Annotated in this window: 18 protein-coding genes; 5 read left to right on the forward strand and 13 right to left on the reverse strand. The window is 52.3% G+C overall.

The genetic code is table 11. The features are described 5' to 3' along the window. Positions 1-23 precede the first annotated feature (23 nt). The gene (locus ACN0YN_RS19090; RefSeq protein WP_417386599.1) at positions 24-821 is read right to left on the reverse strand and encodes an HpcH/HpaI aldolase family protein; all 798 of its coding nucleotides are present in this window, start codon (positions 819-821) and stop codon (positions 24-26) included. Between the two features lie 146 nt (positions 822-967). Between ACN0YN_RS19090 and ACN0YN_RS19095 the strand changes: the two genes are divergently transcribed. Next, positions 968-1,363, forward strand: a complete 396-nt coding sequence (locus tag ACN0YN_RS19095) for a hypothetical protein (RefSeq protein ID WP_417386600.1) — start codon at positions 968-970, stop codon at positions 1,361-1,363. 295 nt (positions 1,364-1,658) lie between these two features. Next, positions 1,659-2,765 (forward strand): mandelate racemase/muconate lactonizing enzyme family protein, encoded by a 1,107-nt coding sequence (locus tag ACN0YN_RS19100; RefSeq protein WP_417386601.1) that lies wholly within the window; start codon positions 1,659-1,661, stop codon positions 2,763-2,765. A 17-nt stretch (positions 2,766-2,782) separates the two neighbouring features. Here ACN0YN_RS19100 and ACN0YN_RS19105 read toward each other — a convergent pair whose 3' ends face one another. Together ACN0YN_RS19105 and ACN0YN_RS19110 are read right to left on the reverse strand one after the other, a co-directional pair. After that, positions 2,783-3,223, reverse strand: a complete 441-nt coding sequence (locus tag ACN0YN_RS19105; RefSeq protein WP_417386602.1) for a hypothetical protein — start codon at positions 3,221-3,223, stop codon at positions 2,783-2,785. A 50-nt stretch (positions 3,224-3,273) separates the two neighbouring features. After that, a complete protein-coding gene (locus ACN0YN_RS19110) occupies positions 3,274-3,627 on the reverse strand; it encodes a hypothetical protein (RefSeq protein ID WP_417386603.1) in 354 nt (117 codons plus the stop codon). 301 nt (positions 3,628-3,928) lie between these two features. Here ACN0YN_RS19110 and ACN0YN_RS19115 point away from each other — a divergent pair, with 301 nt between their 5' ends. Then, the gene (locus tag ACN0YN_RS19115) at positions 3,929-5,827 is read left to right on the forward strand and encodes a CocE/NonD family hydrolase (protein ID WP_417386604.1); all 1,899 of its coding nucleotides are present in this window, start codon (positions 3,929-3,931) and stop codon (positions 5,825-5,827) included. Positions 5,828-5,909: 82 nt separating this feature from the next. On the opposite strand, the gene ACN0YN_RS19120 is transcribed toward ACN0YN_RS19115, so the two are convergent. Both ACN0YN_RS19120 and ACN0YN_RS19125 read right to left on the reverse strand, forming a co-directional pair. Beyond that, on the reverse strand, positions 5,910-6,845 hold the full coding sequence (locus ACN0YN_RS19120; protein WP_417386605.1) for a DUF1559 domain-containing protein: 936 nt from the start codon (positions 6,843-6,845) through the stop codon (positions 5,910-5,912). Between the two features lie 77 nt (positions 6,846-6,922). Further along, positions 6,923-7,366, reverse strand: coding sequence for a hypothetical protein (locus ACN0YN_RS19125; RefSeq protein WP_417386606.1), 444 nt, complete (start codon positions 7,364-7,366; stop codon positions 6,923-6,925). 554 nt (positions 7,367-7,920) lie between these two features. On the opposite strand from ACN0YN_RS19125, the gene ACN0YN_RS19130 reads away from it, so the two are divergent. Continuing rightward, positions 7,921-8,364 carry a hypothetical protein gene (locus ACN0YN_RS19130; RefSeq protein WP_417386607.1) on the forward strand — a complete coding sequence of 148 codons (444 nt, stop codon included), beginning with the start codon at positions 7,921-7,923 and terminating at the stop codon, positions 8,362-8,364. 69 nt (positions 8,365-8,433) lie between these two features. Next, the gene (locus tag ACN0YN_RS19135) at positions 8,434-9,363 is read left to right on the forward strand and encodes a DUF1559 domain-containing protein (protein WP_417386608.1); all 930 of its coding nucleotides are present in this window, start codon (positions 8,434-8,436) and stop codon (positions 9,361-9,363) included. Between the two features lie 196 nt (positions 9,364-9,559). Here the strand turns inward: ACN0YN_RS19135 and ACN0YN_RS19140 are convergent, their stop codons facing one another. From ACN0YN_RS19140 to ACN0YN_RS19175, 8 genes are all read right to left on the reverse strand, one after another. Next, positions 9,560-9,916: a hypothetical protein gene (locus ACN0YN_RS19140; protein ID WP_417386609.1), complete on the reverse strand. Its 357-nt coding sequence runs from the start codon at positions 9,914-9,916 to the stop codon at positions 9,560-9,562. 292 nt (positions 9,917-10,208) lie between these two features. Next, positions 10,209-10,712, reverse strand: a complete 504-nt coding sequence (locus tag ACN0YN_RS19145; protein ID WP_417386610.1) for a hypothetical protein — start codon at positions 10,710-10,712, stop codon at positions 10,209-10,211. A gap of 43 nt (positions 10,713-10,755) precedes the next feature. Then, positions 10,756-11,676, reverse strand: a complete 921-nt coding sequence (locus tag ACN0YN_RS19150) for a TIGR01777 family oxidoreductase (protein WP_417386611.1) — start codon at positions 11,674-11,676, stop codon at positions 10,756-10,758. Positions 11,677-11,711: 35 nt separating this feature from the next. Then, entirely contained in the window at positions 11,712-12,512 is an 801-nt protein-coding gene (locus ACN0YN_RS19155; RefSeq protein WP_417386612.1) for a DUF1559 domain-containing protein, read from the reverse strand. Between the two features lie 160 nt (positions 12,513-12,672). Next, complete coding sequence (locus ACN0YN_RS19160; RefSeq protein ID WP_417386613.1) at positions 12,673-13,698, reverse strand: DUF2332 domain-containing protein; 1,026 nt, start codon at positions 13,696-13,698, stop codon at positions 12,673-12,675. Between the two features lie 21 nt (positions 13,699-13,719). Further along, positions 13,720-14,514, reverse strand: a complete 795-nt coding sequence (locus ACN0YN_RS19165; RefSeq protein ID WP_417386614.1) for a hypothetical protein — start codon at positions 14,512-14,514, stop codon at positions 13,720-13,722. Between the two features lie 84 nt (positions 14,515-14,598). Next, on the reverse strand, positions 14,599-15,336 hold the full coding sequence (locus tag ACN0YN_RS19170) for a DUF4190 domain-containing protein (protein WP_417386615.1): 738 nt from the start codon (positions 15,334-15,336) through the stop codon (positions 14,599-14,601). Between the two features lie 105 nt (positions 15,337-15,441). Next, complete coding sequence (locus tag ACN0YN_RS19175; protein WP_417386616.1) at positions 15,442-16,107, reverse strand: GAP family protein; 666 nt, start codon at positions 16,105-16,107, stop codon at positions 15,442-15,444. Between the last annotated feature and the right edge of the window lie 101 nt (positions 16,108-16,208).

Genomic DNA, 16,208 nt, shown 5'->3' on the forward strand with positions numbered 1-16,208 from the left:
GTTGTTCTTAGACTCTGTTTCGCTTAATACCGCGCCAGGTCGGCAGCTTCGGCTTTGAGATTCAAACCGCTCACAATCCGTTGCGCGTCGTTGACCATGAATTTCACTTCACTGCCACACGCGATGAATCGCCAGCCTTCTTCAATCCGCTGCTGGACGGCTTCGATGGTCTGCACATGCAGGCCGACCGGCGTTCCGGTTTTCTTACCGGTCTCCAGAATTTTCTGCAGCATCGCTTCCAGTTCATCGGGAGAAGGATGCACGCCGGTCTTTTTGCTCATCTGGAATGTCAGGTCGTTAGGTCCTACGAAGATCGCATCGACGCCTTCCAGGCTGTAAATCTCTTCGGCGTTCTCAACACCTTCGGGAGATTCGGTCTGCAGAATGACGAGGATCTCATCGTTGGCATGCTTGTAATAGTCGCCGGCAGTCGCATCGAAGTTCATCGCATGCAATACGCCACCCACGGAGCGATTTCCAATCGGCGGATATTTGACAGCATCAATGACGGTCTTTGCCTGTTCGACAGTGTTGATCATCGGCGCGATAATTCCATGCGCCCCGGCGTCCAGCGCCCGCTTGATCAATTCATATTTTCCCAGGGGAACGCGACACAGAGGGACACAACCCGCATCCGCAATCGCACCGAACAGATGCGCCGCCTGCGACCAGTCGATGGGAGAATGCTCCATATCAACCGTCAGCCAGGGAAAACCCACGCGGGCCATCAGTCGGGTCATCATGATATCGCCCGATGAAAGCCATGTTCCTACCTGAGGTTTCCCTTCACTCAACGCCGCCTTGACCGGATTCTTTTTCATCAGTCTGTGTTTCTTTTCTGTAATCGATTGGAATAAAAGTATGCTGAAAACTGTCGTTTACTCTACCCATTCTCGACAGGCTCATAGTGGATTGCAAGCCAAACGCTTTCCCGGTCCGCTGCCGTCGCTTCCACCCGGTGCCGACAATGCGCGGGAATGTTCACTGCATCCCCGGGAATCAGGGACCGCCCCTCGGTTTCTCCCTCAAATCGCAGTACCGCCGACCCCGAGAGCAGAACAACCCATTCGGCGTGCTCCTGATCGTACCATTGCCCTTCCCGCGTGGACTGACCGGTGGATACAATCCGCTCTACCCGACACGACTTGCCCCGCAAGAGTTCCTCGAACTGCTCATCATCAGGCAGACTTTCAAAGGGTGTGAACAGGTTGGTGATGTCAGGGATCATGGCGGAGCCTTACTGGAATGGAAAGCATCTGGAGCAGAGCTGGATTCTACTTTACGGAAGCCAGGCTGTCACAACAACCGTGGTCGACGTGCAATGTTTCAGGAACCTGCCCCGTTGATCATTCTTAAACAGTAGGGGTGGCCTCGAATGAACTTCGGGGTTGATGTAGACAACTGGAAATTGACAGTGAAAGTATTGAATGAGCAGCGAGTTTCCGCCTCTATCCGGATTGATCGTTTGCTCTGTCAGTTTCCTGCTCGCTCCGCTCGGCCCGAATTACATTCGGGCCTACCCTTTCTTTTTTATATCCCCTCAATCCCAGCAAGATTACTGGGGGTACTTCAGGTAATACTCAATCTGCTTGCTGCTCAATGTGCGAACTGCTAGCATTAATCCAGCGATCGCACGAACCTTCCTCTGGAGAAACACCATGAAAATCACAGGCGTCGATACGTTTCTGGTAGATGTCCCCCTGCAGACACCTGTCTCCCCCTATCAGTCCCGCTACATTTTCTCCACGAGCACCGGTGCCCTGCTGATTCGCATTGAAACGGATGCCGGCATCACTGGCTGGGGCGAAACGCCACAACGGCTCTCGTTCCAGAACGCTGTCAGCTTTACCGGCGCAGAAGCCGACTACTTCCGCCCGATTCTGCTGGGCAAAGATCCGACCGACATCGCCGCGCTGTACGCTGACTGGGGAATGGGGGAGGAACCATACCGTCAGTCGCTGGTCGAGATGGCCTGCTGGGACATTCTGGGCAAACAGGCGGGACTCCCCTTGCATCGACTGCTGGGAGGATTGTATCGGGATCGTGTCGAGGTCACCTGCTGTATGGGCATTCGGGGACCGGAAGAAGCAGCTGCCATTTCAAAACATTATGTCGAGCAGGGCTTCTCCACACTTAAGACGAAAGCAGGTCGTGCGCCGGAAGAAGATCTGGCGATGGTCCGCGCGATCCGCGAGTCAGTCGGAGACAAGCTCAATCTCCGCATCGATCCCAACATGGGTTACACACCCGAAGTCGCTTTGCAGCTGGCCCGCGACCTGGAACCTTATGAGCTGCAGTACTTCGAACAGCCGATGCACAAAGACCTGCTGCAGGAATCGGCGGACATCCGCAAGCAGACCACGACGCCGTTGGCATTGAATGAATCGGTCACGACCATGGAAAACGTTCGCAAGATATTAGAGCTGGACGCCGCCCAGTATCTGTTGCCCGACACTTATCAGTGTGGCGGGATCTGGGCCGTCAAACTTGTCGGCGAAGTCGCGGCTTCAGCAGACGTCCCCTGTATCTTTCACTGTGCCCACGACCTGGGTCTTCGCACTGCGACAATGCTGCACATGGCGGCTTCCTCCCCGAACTTCCCCCTCGCCAACGACTGCACCTATTACAGTCTGGAGAACGACATCATCACCGAACGGTTTGAGATCAAAGAGGGAACAATGGCAGTGCCAACCAAACCGGGACTGGGCGTGGACATTGATGAAGCGATGTTGAAACGGTATCTGGTTAAGAGTTCGGTAGAGTGAAATGCGTGCCCAGCATTTCAAAAAAAGCGAATTCCCTCTATCACATCTTCCGGTGTGGAGATGTAAAACCCACAAGAATATCGATAAATGGGGACGCCTTTGTAGTAATAGTGATCAGAGGTTTTCATCGGGAAGTCGATGATGTGCATGCCTCCTCCCTCGAGAAGTTGACGGGCTCGTTGACCGGCTTTTGTGTGAGGATACTTTTGAACCAGGCGGCTCAGTTCCAGATGAGCTCGAAATAAACGACACCCTGCCAGATCCTCTTCCAGGCGCCTTACATTTTCTGCGACTTTCAGATCCGGTGTATTTTCAGTGGCCTCAGAGCTGCCTCTATTGGAAGGCGGTGCCTGGGGTGCTGTTGGCTGCAGGGCCTGGTCTGAACGGCCCGTCTCTGCAGTGAGATTAATCAGCAACAGTACCAGGACCGGAACAAAGAATGTGAGCACGCGCTGCATCTGACTTGCCTTTCACTAAAAACAGATAAGTGAGCCTGACATAAAATCCGTTACAGACTGTTCAACTGTTGAAGACGGTAACCAAGCTGGCTGGTGGGCAGACCATTGATATAGTAAACCCGTGGGCCTGGTCCATAATGAAACTTGAGCTGCGGAACATCGATTCCCAGAGTTTTCTGCAGCCGTTTCTCTGCCGTTTTCCGGGGATAATGTTTCCGCAAATCGACCGGACCATTTTCCGATTCCCAGTATTCAAACACAGGAATGTGTGACAAAATAATTTGCTCATGCGGTTTCACAGCAGTAACAGGGCTCTCCGGTTCCTCCGATTGCACTTCGAACGGCATCAGACTGAACAGAGCCAGCGACAAACCTGCCAGCAAAGTGAAAGAAGTTTTTTGCATCTCTCTGATTCTCCTCTGAGAAAAGATAACCAGTGCCTGCTGGAACAAGCTGGGATCTTATGCCAGAACAGAAATACAGACAAGATCCGTTTCAAAACAGATCCTCTCAAGTTGCAGCCTCATTCAATACATCAAACCGGAGTCACACGAATTGGCGCTTCACGACAGGCTCCTTAATTGACATCCTTCCCGCTTCCAAGTAGCCTGCAGAGACAGTGTTTAATGCAATAACTCTGTTTCCCACCTGAGCTTTTCGGCATGAGCCTCCGCCGAATATGAATTGATTTAGAAAGCTTTCACCATGATCTCCCGCTCCATTTTTCGTTCTCAGCTGCGGCTGATGGTTTCCGGTTTTCTCTGTTGTCTGCTCATCACATCAGCTGCGTTTGCCGCCAGTGGTCCGTATGCGGTGGAAGTACGCAAGAATGTAATGGTGCCCATGCGGGACGGCGTGAAGCTGGCGACCGACGTCTATCTTCCCGTGGAAGATGGTGACGTCCTGGATCAGAAACTGCCCACTATTCTGGAACGACGCCCTTACAACAAAAACGGCTGTAAATCGTCGGGCATGTATTACGCTTCGCATGGCTACGCCTTCGTCGCGCAGGATACGCGCGGGCGTTATGCCTCCGAAGGGGTGTGGCACATGTTGACCGATGATGGCGTCGACGGTGTCGACACAGCGGCCTGGATCGGGAAACAACCCTGGTCGAACGCAAAGATCGGCATGATCGGCACCTCCTATGTCGGCGGGACACAACACGCGCTGGCGATGGAGAAAGCACCCGAACTCAAAACCGTGATTCCCGTCGATGCGATGTCTAACCTGGGTTACGCCAGTATGCGGAACGGGGGCGCGTTTGAGCTCCGCTTCTGGAACTGGATCTATCTCAACGCCGGCAAAGGGAGTCGTCATTCACACGATCCCGGCACCGCAGCTGCCCTGAAGGAAATGGCAGAGAACCGCGTGCAGTACCTGTTTCAGCTCCCGCTTCGCAAAGGGACCACGCCGATGAAGCTGGCGCCCGAATACGAAGACTGGCTCGTCGAGGGTATGAAGCATGGCGCTAACGATGACTTCTGGATTCAGAACAACATCATCGACTACCCGGAGAAGTACAAAGACATCCCCGTCTACCTGGTGAGCGGCTGGTACGATTCATGGAGCAGAAACAACACAGCGAACTTCCAGGTCCTGTCGAAAACCATCAAAGGCCCCGTGTATATGATCATGGGTCCCTGGATTCACGGGCAGCAGGGATCCTACTCACACGGACAGGTGACCTTCGGCAAAGAAGCCGCCATCGCCGATCCCCTGGGCTGGCGTAAGGAATGGTACGATCACTGGCTCAAAGGCATCGACAATAGTGTGGGGACGAAAGCTCCCTTTGAAACACCAGTCCGGATCTTTGTGATGGGAACCGGCGACGGAACCAGAACACAGGACGGCAAACTTTATCATGGCGGCTACTGGCGCAATGAAAGTGAATGGCCGCTGAAACGGACCGTTTACACAAAATACCATCTGCAACCGGAAGGCGGTCTCGCGACTCAGGCACCGAAAGCGGAGCAGTCTTCTACGACTTTTCTGTTTGATCCTGCCAATCCGGTCCCCACGATTGGCGGTAATATTTCCAGCGGTAACGACATCCTCGTGCAGGGGGGCTGGGATCAGAAAGGGAGCGAATTCATCTGGAACTGGACGCAGCCGATCCCCCTTTCCGCCCGCAATGATGTAATCGTCTTTCAGACCGAACCACTGGCAGAAGATCTGGAAGTGACCGGCGAACTGGCGGTCAACCTCTGGATCTCATCCGATGCCAAAGACACCGACTTCACCGCCAAGCTGATCGACGTGTATCCCCCCAGTTCTGACTTCCCGGGTGGTTTCGACCTCAACATCGGCGACGGCATCATCCGCACCCGCTTCCGTGATTCCATCAACTCAGAGAAGCTGATGGAGCCCGGCACCATCTATCCCGTGACCATCAAACTCTATCCGACTTCGAATGTCTTCAAGAAAGGGCATCGCATCCGCGTTGATATCTCCAGCAGCAACTTCCCGCGTTTCGACATCAATCCCAATACGGGTGAACCATTGAACGACAACCGCCGCACACAGCAGGCGAATAATACGATCTACCACGATGCCACACATCCTTCGCACATCGTGCTGCCCGTGATCCCCGCAAAGAAATAAACGGCTTACCTCGACAAAAAAACGGCCAGAGAAAATGAGTTTCTCTGGCCGTTTCTGTTTTACCGTTCAGCGATGAAGCGACTTAATATTCGCCAATCACATTACCATCCGCTTTGTTACCCAGGTTCTGCCAGGTTCCCAGGTGGATGTTTTCCGAGATGAACTGAATGCGTCCGTCGGCAAACAGTGTGTGAACGCCACCCACGTGTTTACTGCGTGATCCCAGCAGAGCCGATCCCCCGGTGCTCTGAGCACATTCCAGTAAGTCCGAGTTGGGACCGATCAGTGTGGTGTAGCTCCAGGCATACATCGACTGGGCAAAGAACCAGGAAAAACCACGCTGCTTCTGATCTGCCGTCCCGGTGCAGACAGTGCCGGAAGTGGCGTTGATGTTGGCATATGGATGTGCCACCACACACTCGGAAGAGAGCATGGTATTGGAGGTCCCGTCTTCGATGTCCTTGATCTGCGTTTTGCTGTTCAGGAACATGACCGAACGACCGTTGTTCTGGTAGGTCGAACCGCCGGCTGCGTAGCCTCCCGTATTCGCGGTACAGGTCACATAGTTGGTCGGGCCATAGCTGGTCTGTCCGGTCTTTCCACGGTTACCGGGATCGCTGGGGCAACGGTAGGCGGGAATCTCATAGTTCCGGGCTTCCGTATTGGCAGTGCCCCCATTTCCGGGCTCGACACTCCAGTTGATTTTATTAAACAGGGGCGCCTGATCCATGTAAGGCAGGATGCGGGCCTGCCAGCCAATCATGCTGGTTTCCCATTCGCTGGTTGCTCCCTGGCGGCGAATGGTGGCCGGCGGGAAAGTGCCAAATGTATCGTGATAGTTATGCAATGCCAGGCCGATCTGCTTCATGTTGTTCTTACAGCTGGAACGGCGGGCTGCTTCACGGGCCTGCTGCACAGCCGGTAACAGCAGTGCGATCAGAATCGCGATGATGGCAATGACGACCAGCAGTTCAATTAAAGTAAACCCCTGGCGACGCTTCAGAAATAACGCTTTCATAGTGTTGATTAATCCCTCTGAATGATAAACGGGAAGAAAAGACATCAGTACGCGGAATACATACTGGACGAAAATATTTATTTGGCTTCGAGTGTAAAGTCGGCGGTATTCTCACCCGCTTTGACTTCGTACTGCAGAGTGGTCTGTGTGTTGTACCGGGCGGGAATGTACTGTTGCATGATCTCAGTTTTCTGACCGTCCGATTCCTGAAATTTGCCCGTTTTCCGGGTCGCATTGATCAGGACTTTATTATTGCCGACGGCGGGGCCTTCTTCGGCTGAGAGGGAATAGCTTCCGTCTTTGATCAATGCCTGGGCCATTTTGCCGCGTACCGGTTTACCGGCGGAGTCGACATCGGGTACGAACTGGATACTCCCCTCGGGCAGCGGTTTGCCATCGAAGGTAACAGAACCAGAGACGGCAGCGCGTTCGATGTACTCGGCAGAGCCACCAAAACAGCCGGTCAGGGTGATTGCGCACAGAAAGAGCGCAACGGAATTCTTTCGCGAAACGGGGAACATAGCGAGCCTGTCTGTTCTAACAATTTCGAAATTCAGTTGTCGGGTTTAGAAAAGCAATCGGTTTGAAATCTCAGCTGTCAAAGCGACCGATGGGTCCAAATCAGGAGGGTTCCATATGATTCAATAAGGCAGGAGTCTGAGGAATGATTGTTTCTATCTGCTCTCAAGTATAAGAGACACTGGTACCCATTCACAATGAAAAAGGACAAATATATCCGTACACGTATCAGTTCGACCTTGAATGACCTGATCAATCTTCCAGTTCACGGGCTTTGAAAAGTGTTTCAGTGTTTACCAGTTTCAGACGAGTAAAGATTAGCAGCGCGCCTCTACCTCATTTTTTCATAATTTTTTAAATTTCCGCGAACGGTCAACATATAATGGGGGTTAGATACATAGATTTGCTGCGACACGAAACCTGCCCGGCGCAAGCCTTGATCTCCCCGATCCTCACTGAAGACGCTCTAAGACTCGCTTTCTCAACCAGCCAGACCCGCAGCTCAATTGCTTTGATCCTTTAACGCTTTCCCATTTGTTTCGAGAGTACAGGCACTATGCTTTCCGTTCCCCGCTCGACTTTTTCTGCGCTGACGTTGTGCGCATTGACACTCACTGGCTGCTTTGGCGGTTCGAAAGAAGGTCTGGAACGCGCCGCTGTTTCAGGAACGGTCAGCTTTGACGGCAAGCCACTCTCCGAGGGGAGTATTCAGTTCATCCCCGACATCGATGCTACAGGGCAGCGGGTTCATGGCAAAGCGGTTCAGGCCATTATCACCAACGGCGTCTATTCGCTGACGAATGACCAGGGACCGGTAGTCGGTGCGAATAAAATCATGGTTAACGCCACCCGGAAAACGGGTAAATTCCAGAACTTTGACGGCGTTAAAACCGAAATCATGCAGCAGTATATTCCTGCGAAATACAACGCTGATTCCACGCTCAGGTATGAAGTGAAGACCGGTGAAAACACCGCTGATTTTTCACTCCAGACCCGCTAGCGATTTTTCTGCAGTCCGATGATCTGATTGATCATTCTATTTCTATTCTTAGAGGGAAACACAAACACTATGAAAACTACTTTTCTGAAGCGCCGCCAGGGATTTACTTTGATTGAGCTGCTGGTGGTGATTGCCATCATCGCGATTCTGATCGCACTGCTGCTGCCAGCCGTGCAACAGGCGCGTGAAGCAGCCCGCCGTTCCACCTGTAAGAATAACCTGAAGCAGATCGGTCTGGCTCTGCATAACTATCACGATACAGCGTTGACGTTCCCCTCCGCCCATGTGCGCACTGTCACGAACAGCTGGCTGTCGAGCCAGATTGGCTGGCAGGCACGCATTCTCCCTTACGTGGATCAGGCGAATCTGTACAACCTGATCGACTGGAGCATCCAGCCTGGTAATACCGGAACCGCCAATACTTCCGTCATGAAAGAGGAACTGCCGGTCTTTCGTTGCCCCAGCGATCCCGGCAGCCGCGGAACCACAGGGCAGTCTGCTTATGGCCCGACCAACTATGTTGTCTGCTCAGCCCAGTACGGCACTTTCTCAGCCGGCGGAACTGACTTTGCGAACAACGGAAAATCGATCATGTTCCTGAACAGCGCCACCCGCATTCGTGACATTACCGACGGAACTTCGAATACCATGATCGCTGCCGAATGTATCGTGGGACTTCCCTACGCCAGTGCCAATACCACCTCCAATACAGTCTGCACCGGTACTGCCAACCAGATGCTGCGAGGTTACACCTGGTTCTGGGGACAGGCAATGCATATGTGGAGCTACACGACCCTGGTCGGACCGAATACCGACTTACTCGAATGCTCCAGCGGAACCGGCGGACCGGCTCTAATGGGTTCGCATAGCCAGCATACAGGCGGCGTGCATGTACTCTTCGCAGATGGACGGATTCAGTTTATTTCCGAAAACATCAACCTGGGCACCTGGCAGGACCTGGGAAGTAAATCAGACGGAAATGTGATCGGCGAGTATTAAATCTGACCCGCCAGCTTGCTGAAAACAGGTGCGGCCAGTGGAGCAACAATCCACTGGCCGTATTCATTTCCCAATCGCAGACTCCATGAGAGTCACGAAAATTTCTTCAACAAAAATCAGCGGCAATCAGCCGCGAAACCGGTTCTGAAACAGAGAGCCGGTTTTCATCGGCTGATAAGTTTGACTGAGCGCAGTCTCAACTGCATTGTTCTGCACCACGCGTGATGCCCCCTAATTCTGCTGCCAGTCGCTCTGCGATCTGACGGCACACATCGGAGCACTCCGCGAGACCTTCGACAATAATCACTTCGGGAACATCTGCAATCTGCAGGCCCAGTGCAGTCAGCTCGTCGTGGCATTCAAACACCACGTTTTCTGTCGGCTGGACGTCAATGGTAATAATCAGCTGATTCTGATTCAGCTTCCAGCGACGATCCTCAGGAGAAAAAGAAACTTCCCCTTCCTGATCATCGAGGATGCGTTCCACTTTGACAGTTTCTGAATCACCGAGCGCATGTTTCAGAAAGACCCGACTTGCAGTAATGATCGACATACTTGTCCTCTCCATAAAATGTTCAATCAATCAACTCTTCGGAACAGCATCGCTGAGTCGTTCTGCTCAGGACTATTTTCTATAGAAAACTAATTTTCTGTTCCAGGTACGAGTATACAACAGTCAAAGTCGTTTGTCGCTTAAAAAACAGGCGTTCATAAAAATGCAGGCAGAATGTCGCAGTCTGGCCTTGCATCGAAATCCAACCCGGTCCGAAAAGCGGTGACCTTCTCAGTCAGCACGTTATGAGAACGTGACTTATTTTGAACTGCTGGATCGTAACCATCTGCAGCTATTCAGATTCATCCTCTGCAGGCCGCATACTGATGCGCTGCGCCTCGTCTTGAAAGATCACCAGGTCTTTGCCTGTGTAGACAACTTCCTTCGTCACCATTTTCTGTGTCGATTGATCATGGAGAAACGTGCGTTCGAAACGATAATGATCTCCCTGTTGATCCGTTCGCAGATACTGACAGGTTACTTTGGACCCTCCCTGCGGGAGCTCACTGCCCAAAGACAAACCGTATTTTACCGTTTTATTGGGAGAGCGATGCATAGGACTGAATTTGACCGAAGACGACGCACCTCCCGGCAGATTTTTCATGATCACGATCACCGGTCGATACATCGGATCGAATGAATCCGACGGTGACTGGATGACTTCAGGCTGGGTTGATTTTTCGACTTCAGTTGAATCAGCCACTCCCTCATCCATGCTGTTTGCAGACTCACACCCCATTGTGAGCAGTAACAACATCAGTGTCAGCTTTTGGTATGTCATCAATCGGGTTCTCATAAAAAACACCTGTGGCTTCGGTCCGTTTCAAATCTGACTTACCTCAACTATAAATGTTCTGCAGCGCAGATTCCAGATCGGGAAAAGAAAACTCAAACTCCTCTTCCCGCAAACGACGCGAGACACAGTAGCGACCATATAAAGCCAGCTCGGGATCGGTCTTCATCAGCAGCGGCGCGCCGATCCGTACCATCCAGCTTGCCGCGGGCAGACCGATCGGCCTCTTGAGTGCTTTTCGTAAAGCGCGCATGAATTCGGCATTCGAAACCGGTTCCGGAGCCGTTGCCAGGTAAGCTCCCTGCATACTGTCATCGATGATCGCACGAAAGAAGAGGCGATTCATATCCAGTTCGTGAATCCAGCTCATCCCCTGCTGACCACTGCCTACAGTTCCCCCCAGTCCCCAGCGAACGAGTTTACTCAGCCGCGACAAAGCACCTCCGTTGCGGCCGACGACAAAACTGGTTCGCAGAATGACCTGCCGCATCTCAGGCAGGACCGCTCGGGAATAAGCAGCTTCCCATTCCTGCGCCACGAAAGGAGCCAGGCCATATCCGAAGGCAGCGTCTTCATCGCAGACGCACTCCGGCGGATCGCCATACCGGTGTGCTGTCGACATCTGCACCCAGACCGGAGGCGGCGAGGAAATCTTCCGCACTGCTTTACCGAGCACCTCCGTTGCTTCTACCCGCGAACGCAGAATTTCGTCACAGTGATCGGGAGTCTTGATGCAGTCGACCGTGCGACCGGCGAGGTTCACAATCGCGGTTGCTCCCTCCAGTTCCCGGCACCACTCACGGACACTGCGGGCATCCCAGCGTACAAACCGCCAGGCCCCCTGACGCTGGGGTTCGTTTCGCGAGAGCAGCACGACTTCATAATCCAGTTCCGTCAGATATTGCGCCAGGTTTAATCCCAGAAACCCGCTGCCTCCAGCGATCACAATGCGATTTGTCGTTTGCATACTGAGGAACTTTGTCTTTAAGAAGCTTACTGCGGTTAATACCGATAAGGCACACCGGGAATCTGAATGGTATCAGTCCGGTCTCTGCTGATGAAGGCCCGCAGATTCTTGGGGGAGACGGAGTCTGAAATAAAATGCACACCGCCATCGCAGCTGAGAGTCAGATAACCGTGCGCAGTGAAGCCGCCAAAGCGGGGGACGGTGGCATCTTCTGAATAAGCGATGTCAACCGGCTTCGTCCAGGGCGCTCTGCTGCGCGATTCGGCCAACATCAATGTTGAAGCGGGCCACTCTTTGATGTCCGTATAGCTGGTAACTTCGCCGGGAGCAAAAGCCGTCCCTTTTCCGACCACAGCATAGTAAGCGCTTTCGGTAGAATCGGGTTTGTCTCCAGGGTGGTGATAGACGGGTGGAATGTGATCGAGAACTTTCAGGTTTTCAGGGCTGTCCCAAGGCTGGTTGATATCGTAACCACACTCCTTGATCGCCGCATTATACAATTCTCGATCCATATACTTGAGCCTGAAAGGCGCTGCACCATCAACGAACTCTCTCAGTAACGGCAGCAGTTCCACCCGCCAACTGTGCGACGTTTTCCCATCCGCAGCATACACGACCGCCGACGGAAACTGCCCAAACAGGTCGTGGTAGTTATGCATGGCCAGTCCGATTTTCTGCAGATTCTTAAATCCAGCCGTTTTCCGGGACAAACCTTCTGCATCTTCATACGTTTGCGGTTCCTGAAACGTTCTCTTTTCAGTCTGGTCAGCGGCGAGTAACGAAATCGTAAACGCCGTAATCACCAACAGCGTCATTCCTCGTATGGGTTTCTGCATGGCTTTACCTCTGAATCATTTCCTGGAAATTCCTACTGAAGTGCTCTGGTATTCTACAAGCAGTATATTGTGTCCGGTGTTGCTTATGAATCACCAGCTTGTCGTTTATTCAATTTGTTGTCATACACGTGTATTGAAAGATAAGCGTATTTCAGACCACTTAGGCCAGCCAATCAATCCAGTCACCATGCCCGTCCGTGTTCGCTAATGGTATTTCACTCAGCTGACCATCCCGATAAATCTGTAATCTCAACAGGGCATCATGTAGATTATTAAACATATGAACCAGGTCGCGCTGCTGTCCCAGTTGATTCAACGTTTTCAAAAAGGATTCCCGCTCCGCTTGAGAAATCTGATTCGCCACATGCGTATGATAGATACAAAGCAATGAACCCAAAGGAACCTCTGTTGCGATTTCTTCCACCTGTACGAAACCGTTGCCGTTGCGCAGATCAAGATCAAATTCAGACTGCCGCTTTATCGCGGCATCCATGAGACATCGTCTCCAGTGATGCTCAGGCCAGATCAGCGCTTTTATCCAGTCTGCTTCCGCGGGGATTGAGGTATCAATCACATTCAGATCAACGCCAATCCGCTCTGAGACAGTAGGCATCGGATCGCTGAGTACAGCAGGATGGTCTGCACAAAATTCAGAAGTAATCAGTACCGGCGAGGAAAGATCGCCATATATTTCTTCACTCTCATCATACTCATAACGGTAACGGTCCCAGAGCAGATTCAGCCCGGCACTGCAGCCAATCTCCAGCAGCGCAACAGGCCGAGGCTCGAGATGCCGCAAGGCAAATTGAAACGCAGGTAATAGAAACGCACAGCGGCGGACTTCGTTGGTCTGTACAAGTCGTGTCTGCAGCAGTTCGATGATCTCACGCTGATGACTCAGTACGAAATCTTTGAACGCCGGAAAGGCCTGGGTAGGATCTTTCGGCTGCGGTGTGCACGTCGCGTAATATTCTGCCAGTGGATGAGTGGGATCGGCAACCAGCAGATAATGCACCGCCGCAAACAGCAGATTCGGAACCGGCTGACCGGCGGGAGCCTGCCCGGCAATCAGCAACAGCTCTTCATCAGCGGCAATGGCTTCCGTCAGACTGCAGTACAGCGGCGAAGTTTCCCGGCACTCCGGTCCTGCAAATGAAAGAAAGGCTTCCGACAGATGTGAGTTCATCAGTAATCACTCCCGCTTCATTCAATAAGGCGCCGGCTTCGCTTCAAACTGGTACGGATGAAAATCGTGCAGGCAGACCGGTTCACTCAACTGTTTCTCATCGATGATCTTCATTTGAAACAGACGTCCCTCTCTAACATAGTAGATCGATTCATCTGCCCATTCTGCCCATTTCCAGTTGGAAAACGTATCGATCGTTCCATCTTTTCTGATCAGCAGATGTTCGTCCCAGACATGGCATACTTTGATCAGTTTCCAGTCGGCAGGTAATTCTTTTTCGAACAGTACACCGGAATACTTTGTATCGTTGATGGTCGTACTCCGCAGGTTCCAGCCATCCCGTTCCAGACGGGGATAATACACGGACGGACATCCGGTGCCATAATAGCGGGTAATGAAATCGGGATCGCCCTGTTGGAACAGACCCGATCTCTGCAGATATTTGTCACCTCCCATTTCCCAGATGGTCCTGTTGTCGATAAACAGGCCCCCTCCGTAATAGGTACTGCTTTGCCCCGCCAGATCCAATGCCTTGAGATAAGGAGTTCTGGCGATCGCTGTCCAGCAGCCTCCGGTTTCGGAATTCCATTTCCCATTCATGGCAAAATAGATCCAGTGACTGCCATCAGGTGAGATATCACAGCGACGTTCATAAATCCGCCCTTTGAGCCACTGTCCCACGGTAAATGTATTGCGACGTCGATCCCATCCCAGGATGCAGGTTTGCTTAGCGGGTCCCCGTCTGATCACAACAGCATGCGGGCTGTCGCGGGCGAGTAAAATGTGCACGCGCGGTGGAAACGATTTTGTATCCATGAATGTCTGCACTTCAGGATCGGAACAAGGATCAGATTAAAATGAGATTCAGTTCTCAAGACACCAGATTCGTTAACAGGGTTCTCAACAGCCTCTCCTCGCTGAGAATGGACCCTGAAAATGATCGGAAGTCCGCGCGGGGAAAACGGCACTCTGTTCCAGCAGGAATTGCGGTGCTTCCGGATCGGTTTTCGCATCCGGATTACGCACCAGTTTGCCCGAAACAGCGATCGGTTGATGATCCCATTCCCAGGTTTTTCCCTGGGGCAGTTGGACTGACACAACCTCTCTGTGTCCCGGTTGAAACCCGAAGCCCCCTCTGGGCTGAGAGTAATACAAGTCAAACTGCTGCTTGTGGGATCCCTGCCCCGCATAGATGGCAAATCCTTTGAAACAGATGTTTTTTCCCAGCAGAGATTCCATTCGGCTGTCGAAATTTTTTCTGTCATTCACGATCTCTCCGAAACTGACACGCTGGTAGCCGGGGAGCGCTTCGGAGTAGAAGCGGATTTCGTACCAGGTCAGATGCCAAATGGGTGCAAGCATTCCACAGACCAGGGAAAGCTGAATTCCAAGTCGCGCAATTTTCCGCCCGCTGAGTTCGTAATGGCGAATGGACTTGAGCGCGACACATCCCAGCACAACGCCGGGTATCGCCAGCCATGCCAGAGTAGGGAAAATGAATCCCGACATACAGAACACACCCAGCCCGGCTGACATCACAGCCGTCATGGAGATCGGCGAATAACGAATCTGCTCAGAGCAAGGCGTCTCATCGCCTGGCAGTTGTTGTGTATGTTCTGGTGAATCCCTTTGATCCATCTATCAATCCCCGGAAACGGCAAAGTCACCGCGCAATTCAAATCGATTTGAGTAATGGCGGAATCAGAGGATTCTATCATACACAATGCGACAACCGGGAATCTATTAAAACATCTCGTATCCGGTCACAAAATAAATCATCGAATCGACGATCAGCGCCAGCCCGACCAGCGTCAGTAGAATAGGCATCAGAAAATTGCTGATGCTGACCAGCCACGAATTAATGGTGCGTAAGATTTCCTGACTCTTCTGACCGGAAGTGGCTATCAGAACGGGCACCAGGGCAAACGGCAGTGCATACAGCACGTTGTAGACCGCCAACACAACCAGCGCCGTCACTGGTGTCATGTCGGCCTTGAGCATTTGGTCTAACGCCGCAAAATACGGAAGCGCGAATGGCATGCCCATGAAACTGACCACTGCCCCCAGACCGATCGCCTTGAGTGGCGTCACCGTGCGGTTTTCTTCCGCCTGTTCTTTAGTTTGAGTTTTCCAGGAGAGGTAACCTACCCAGAGCAGAATCAGACCGATCACAAACCCGATGATGTAATCGATCAGTTGCGGATGCGAGAGATGATCGGAAATCTGTTCGATGCCGACTGCAATCACAATTCCAGCAAGATAATAAGCCAGCGTATGCCCCAGCAGGACAGCGCAACAGTTGACAATCGGGCGATCCGTGCCAGCGGCGTAAACCAGAAAAGCGAATAAGACAGGGTTGACGACATCCGCAATCAGAATCGGAATCAAAGTCATCCAGAGCTCAAACATAGACTCACATCCTTTTAAGTCTAAAACACATACGCGATCGTAGCCTGATCAGCGAGCAATGGAACAGTGGCTACGATGAATCTCTCGACCAATTCGCTTCA

It is taken from the genome of Gimesia sp., from assembly GCF_048260065.1.
Classification (GTDB): Bacteria; Planctomycetota; Planctomycetia; order Planctomycetales; family Planctomycetaceae; genus Gimesia.

What these genes read in the sequence shown, in the direction of transcription:
- ACN0YN_RS19175 (WP_417386616.1), bottom strand. Translation starts at nt 16,107, where the DNA reads ATGTTTGAGCTCTGGATGACTTTGATTCCGATTCTGATTGCGGATGTC.
- ACN0YN_RS19145 (WP_417386610.1), bottom strand. Translation starts at nt 10,712, where the DNA reads ATGAGAACCCGATTGATGACATACCAAAAGCTGACACTGATGTTGTTA.
- ACN0YN_RS19150 (WP_417386611.1), bottom strand. Translation starts at nt 11,676, where the DNA reads ATGCAAACGACAAATCGCATTGTGATCGCTGGAGGCAGCGGGTTTCTG.
- ACN0YN_RS19115 (WP_417386604.1), top strand. Translation starts at nt 3,929, where the DNA reads ATGATCTCCCGCTCCATTTTTCGTTCTCAGCTGCGGCTGATGGTTTCC.
- ACN0YN_RS19135 (WP_417386608.1), top strand. Translation starts at nt 8,434, where the DNA reads ATGAAAACTACTTTTCTGAAGCGCCGCCAGGGATTTACTTTGATTGAG.
- ACN0YN_RS19105 (WP_417386602.1), bottom strand. Translation starts at nt 3,223, where the DNA reads ATGCAGCGCGTGCTCACATTCTTTGTTCCGGTCCTGGTACTGTTGCTG.
- ACN0YN_RS19110 (WP_417386603.1), bottom strand. Translation starts at nt 3,627, where the DNA reads ATGCAAAAAACTTCTTTCACTTTGCTGGCAGGTTTGTCGCTGGCTCTG.
- ACN0YN_RS19100 (WP_417386601.1), top strand. Translation starts at nt 1,659, where the DNA reads ATGAAAATCACAGGCGTCGATACGTTTCTGGTAGATGTCCCCCTGCAG.
- ACN0YN_RS19170 (WP_417386615.1), bottom strand. Translation starts at nt 15,336, where the DNA reads ATGGATCAAAGGGATTCACCAGAACATACACAACAACTGCCAGGCGAT.
- ACN0YN_RS19125 (WP_417386606.1), bottom strand. Translation starts at nt 7,366, where the DNA reads ATGTTCCCCGTTTCGCGAAAGAATTCCGTTGCGCTCTTTCTGTGCGCA.
- ACN0YN_RS19160 (WP_417386613.1), bottom strand. Translation starts at nt 13,698, where the DNA reads ATGAACTCACATCTGTCGGAAGCCTTTCTTTCATTTGCAGGACCGGAG.
- ACN0YN_RS19165 (WP_417386614.1), bottom strand. Translation starts at nt 14,514, where the DNA reads ATGGATACAAAATCGTTTCCACCGCGCGTGCACATTTTACTCGCCCGC.
- ACN0YN_RS19155 (WP_417386612.1), bottom strand. Translation starts at nt 12,512, where the DNA reads ATGCAGAAACCCATACGAGGAATGACGCTGTTGGTGATTACGGCGTTT.
- ACN0YN_RS19120 (WP_417386605.1), bottom strand. Translation starts at nt 6,845, where the DNA reads ATGAAAGCGTTATTTCTGAAGCGTCGCCAGGGGTTTACTTTAATTGAA.
- ACN0YN_RS19140 (WP_417386609.1), bottom strand. Translation starts at nt 9,916, where the DNA reads ATGTCGATCATTACTGCAAGTCGGGTCTTTCTGAAACATGCGCTCGGT.
- ACN0YN_RS19090 (WP_417386599.1), bottom strand. Translation starts at nt 821, where the DNA reads ATGAAAAAGAATCCGGTCAAGGCGGCGTTGAGTGAAGGGAAACCTCAG.
- ACN0YN_RS19130 (WP_417386607.1), top strand. Translation starts at nt 7,921, where the DNA reads ATGCTTTCCGTTCCCCGCTCGACTTTTTCTGCGCTGACGTTGTGCGCA.
- ACN0YN_RS19095 (WP_417386600.1), top strand. Translation starts at nt 968, where the DNA reads ATGCGCGGGAATGTTCACTGCATCCCCGGGAATCAGGGACCGCCCCTC.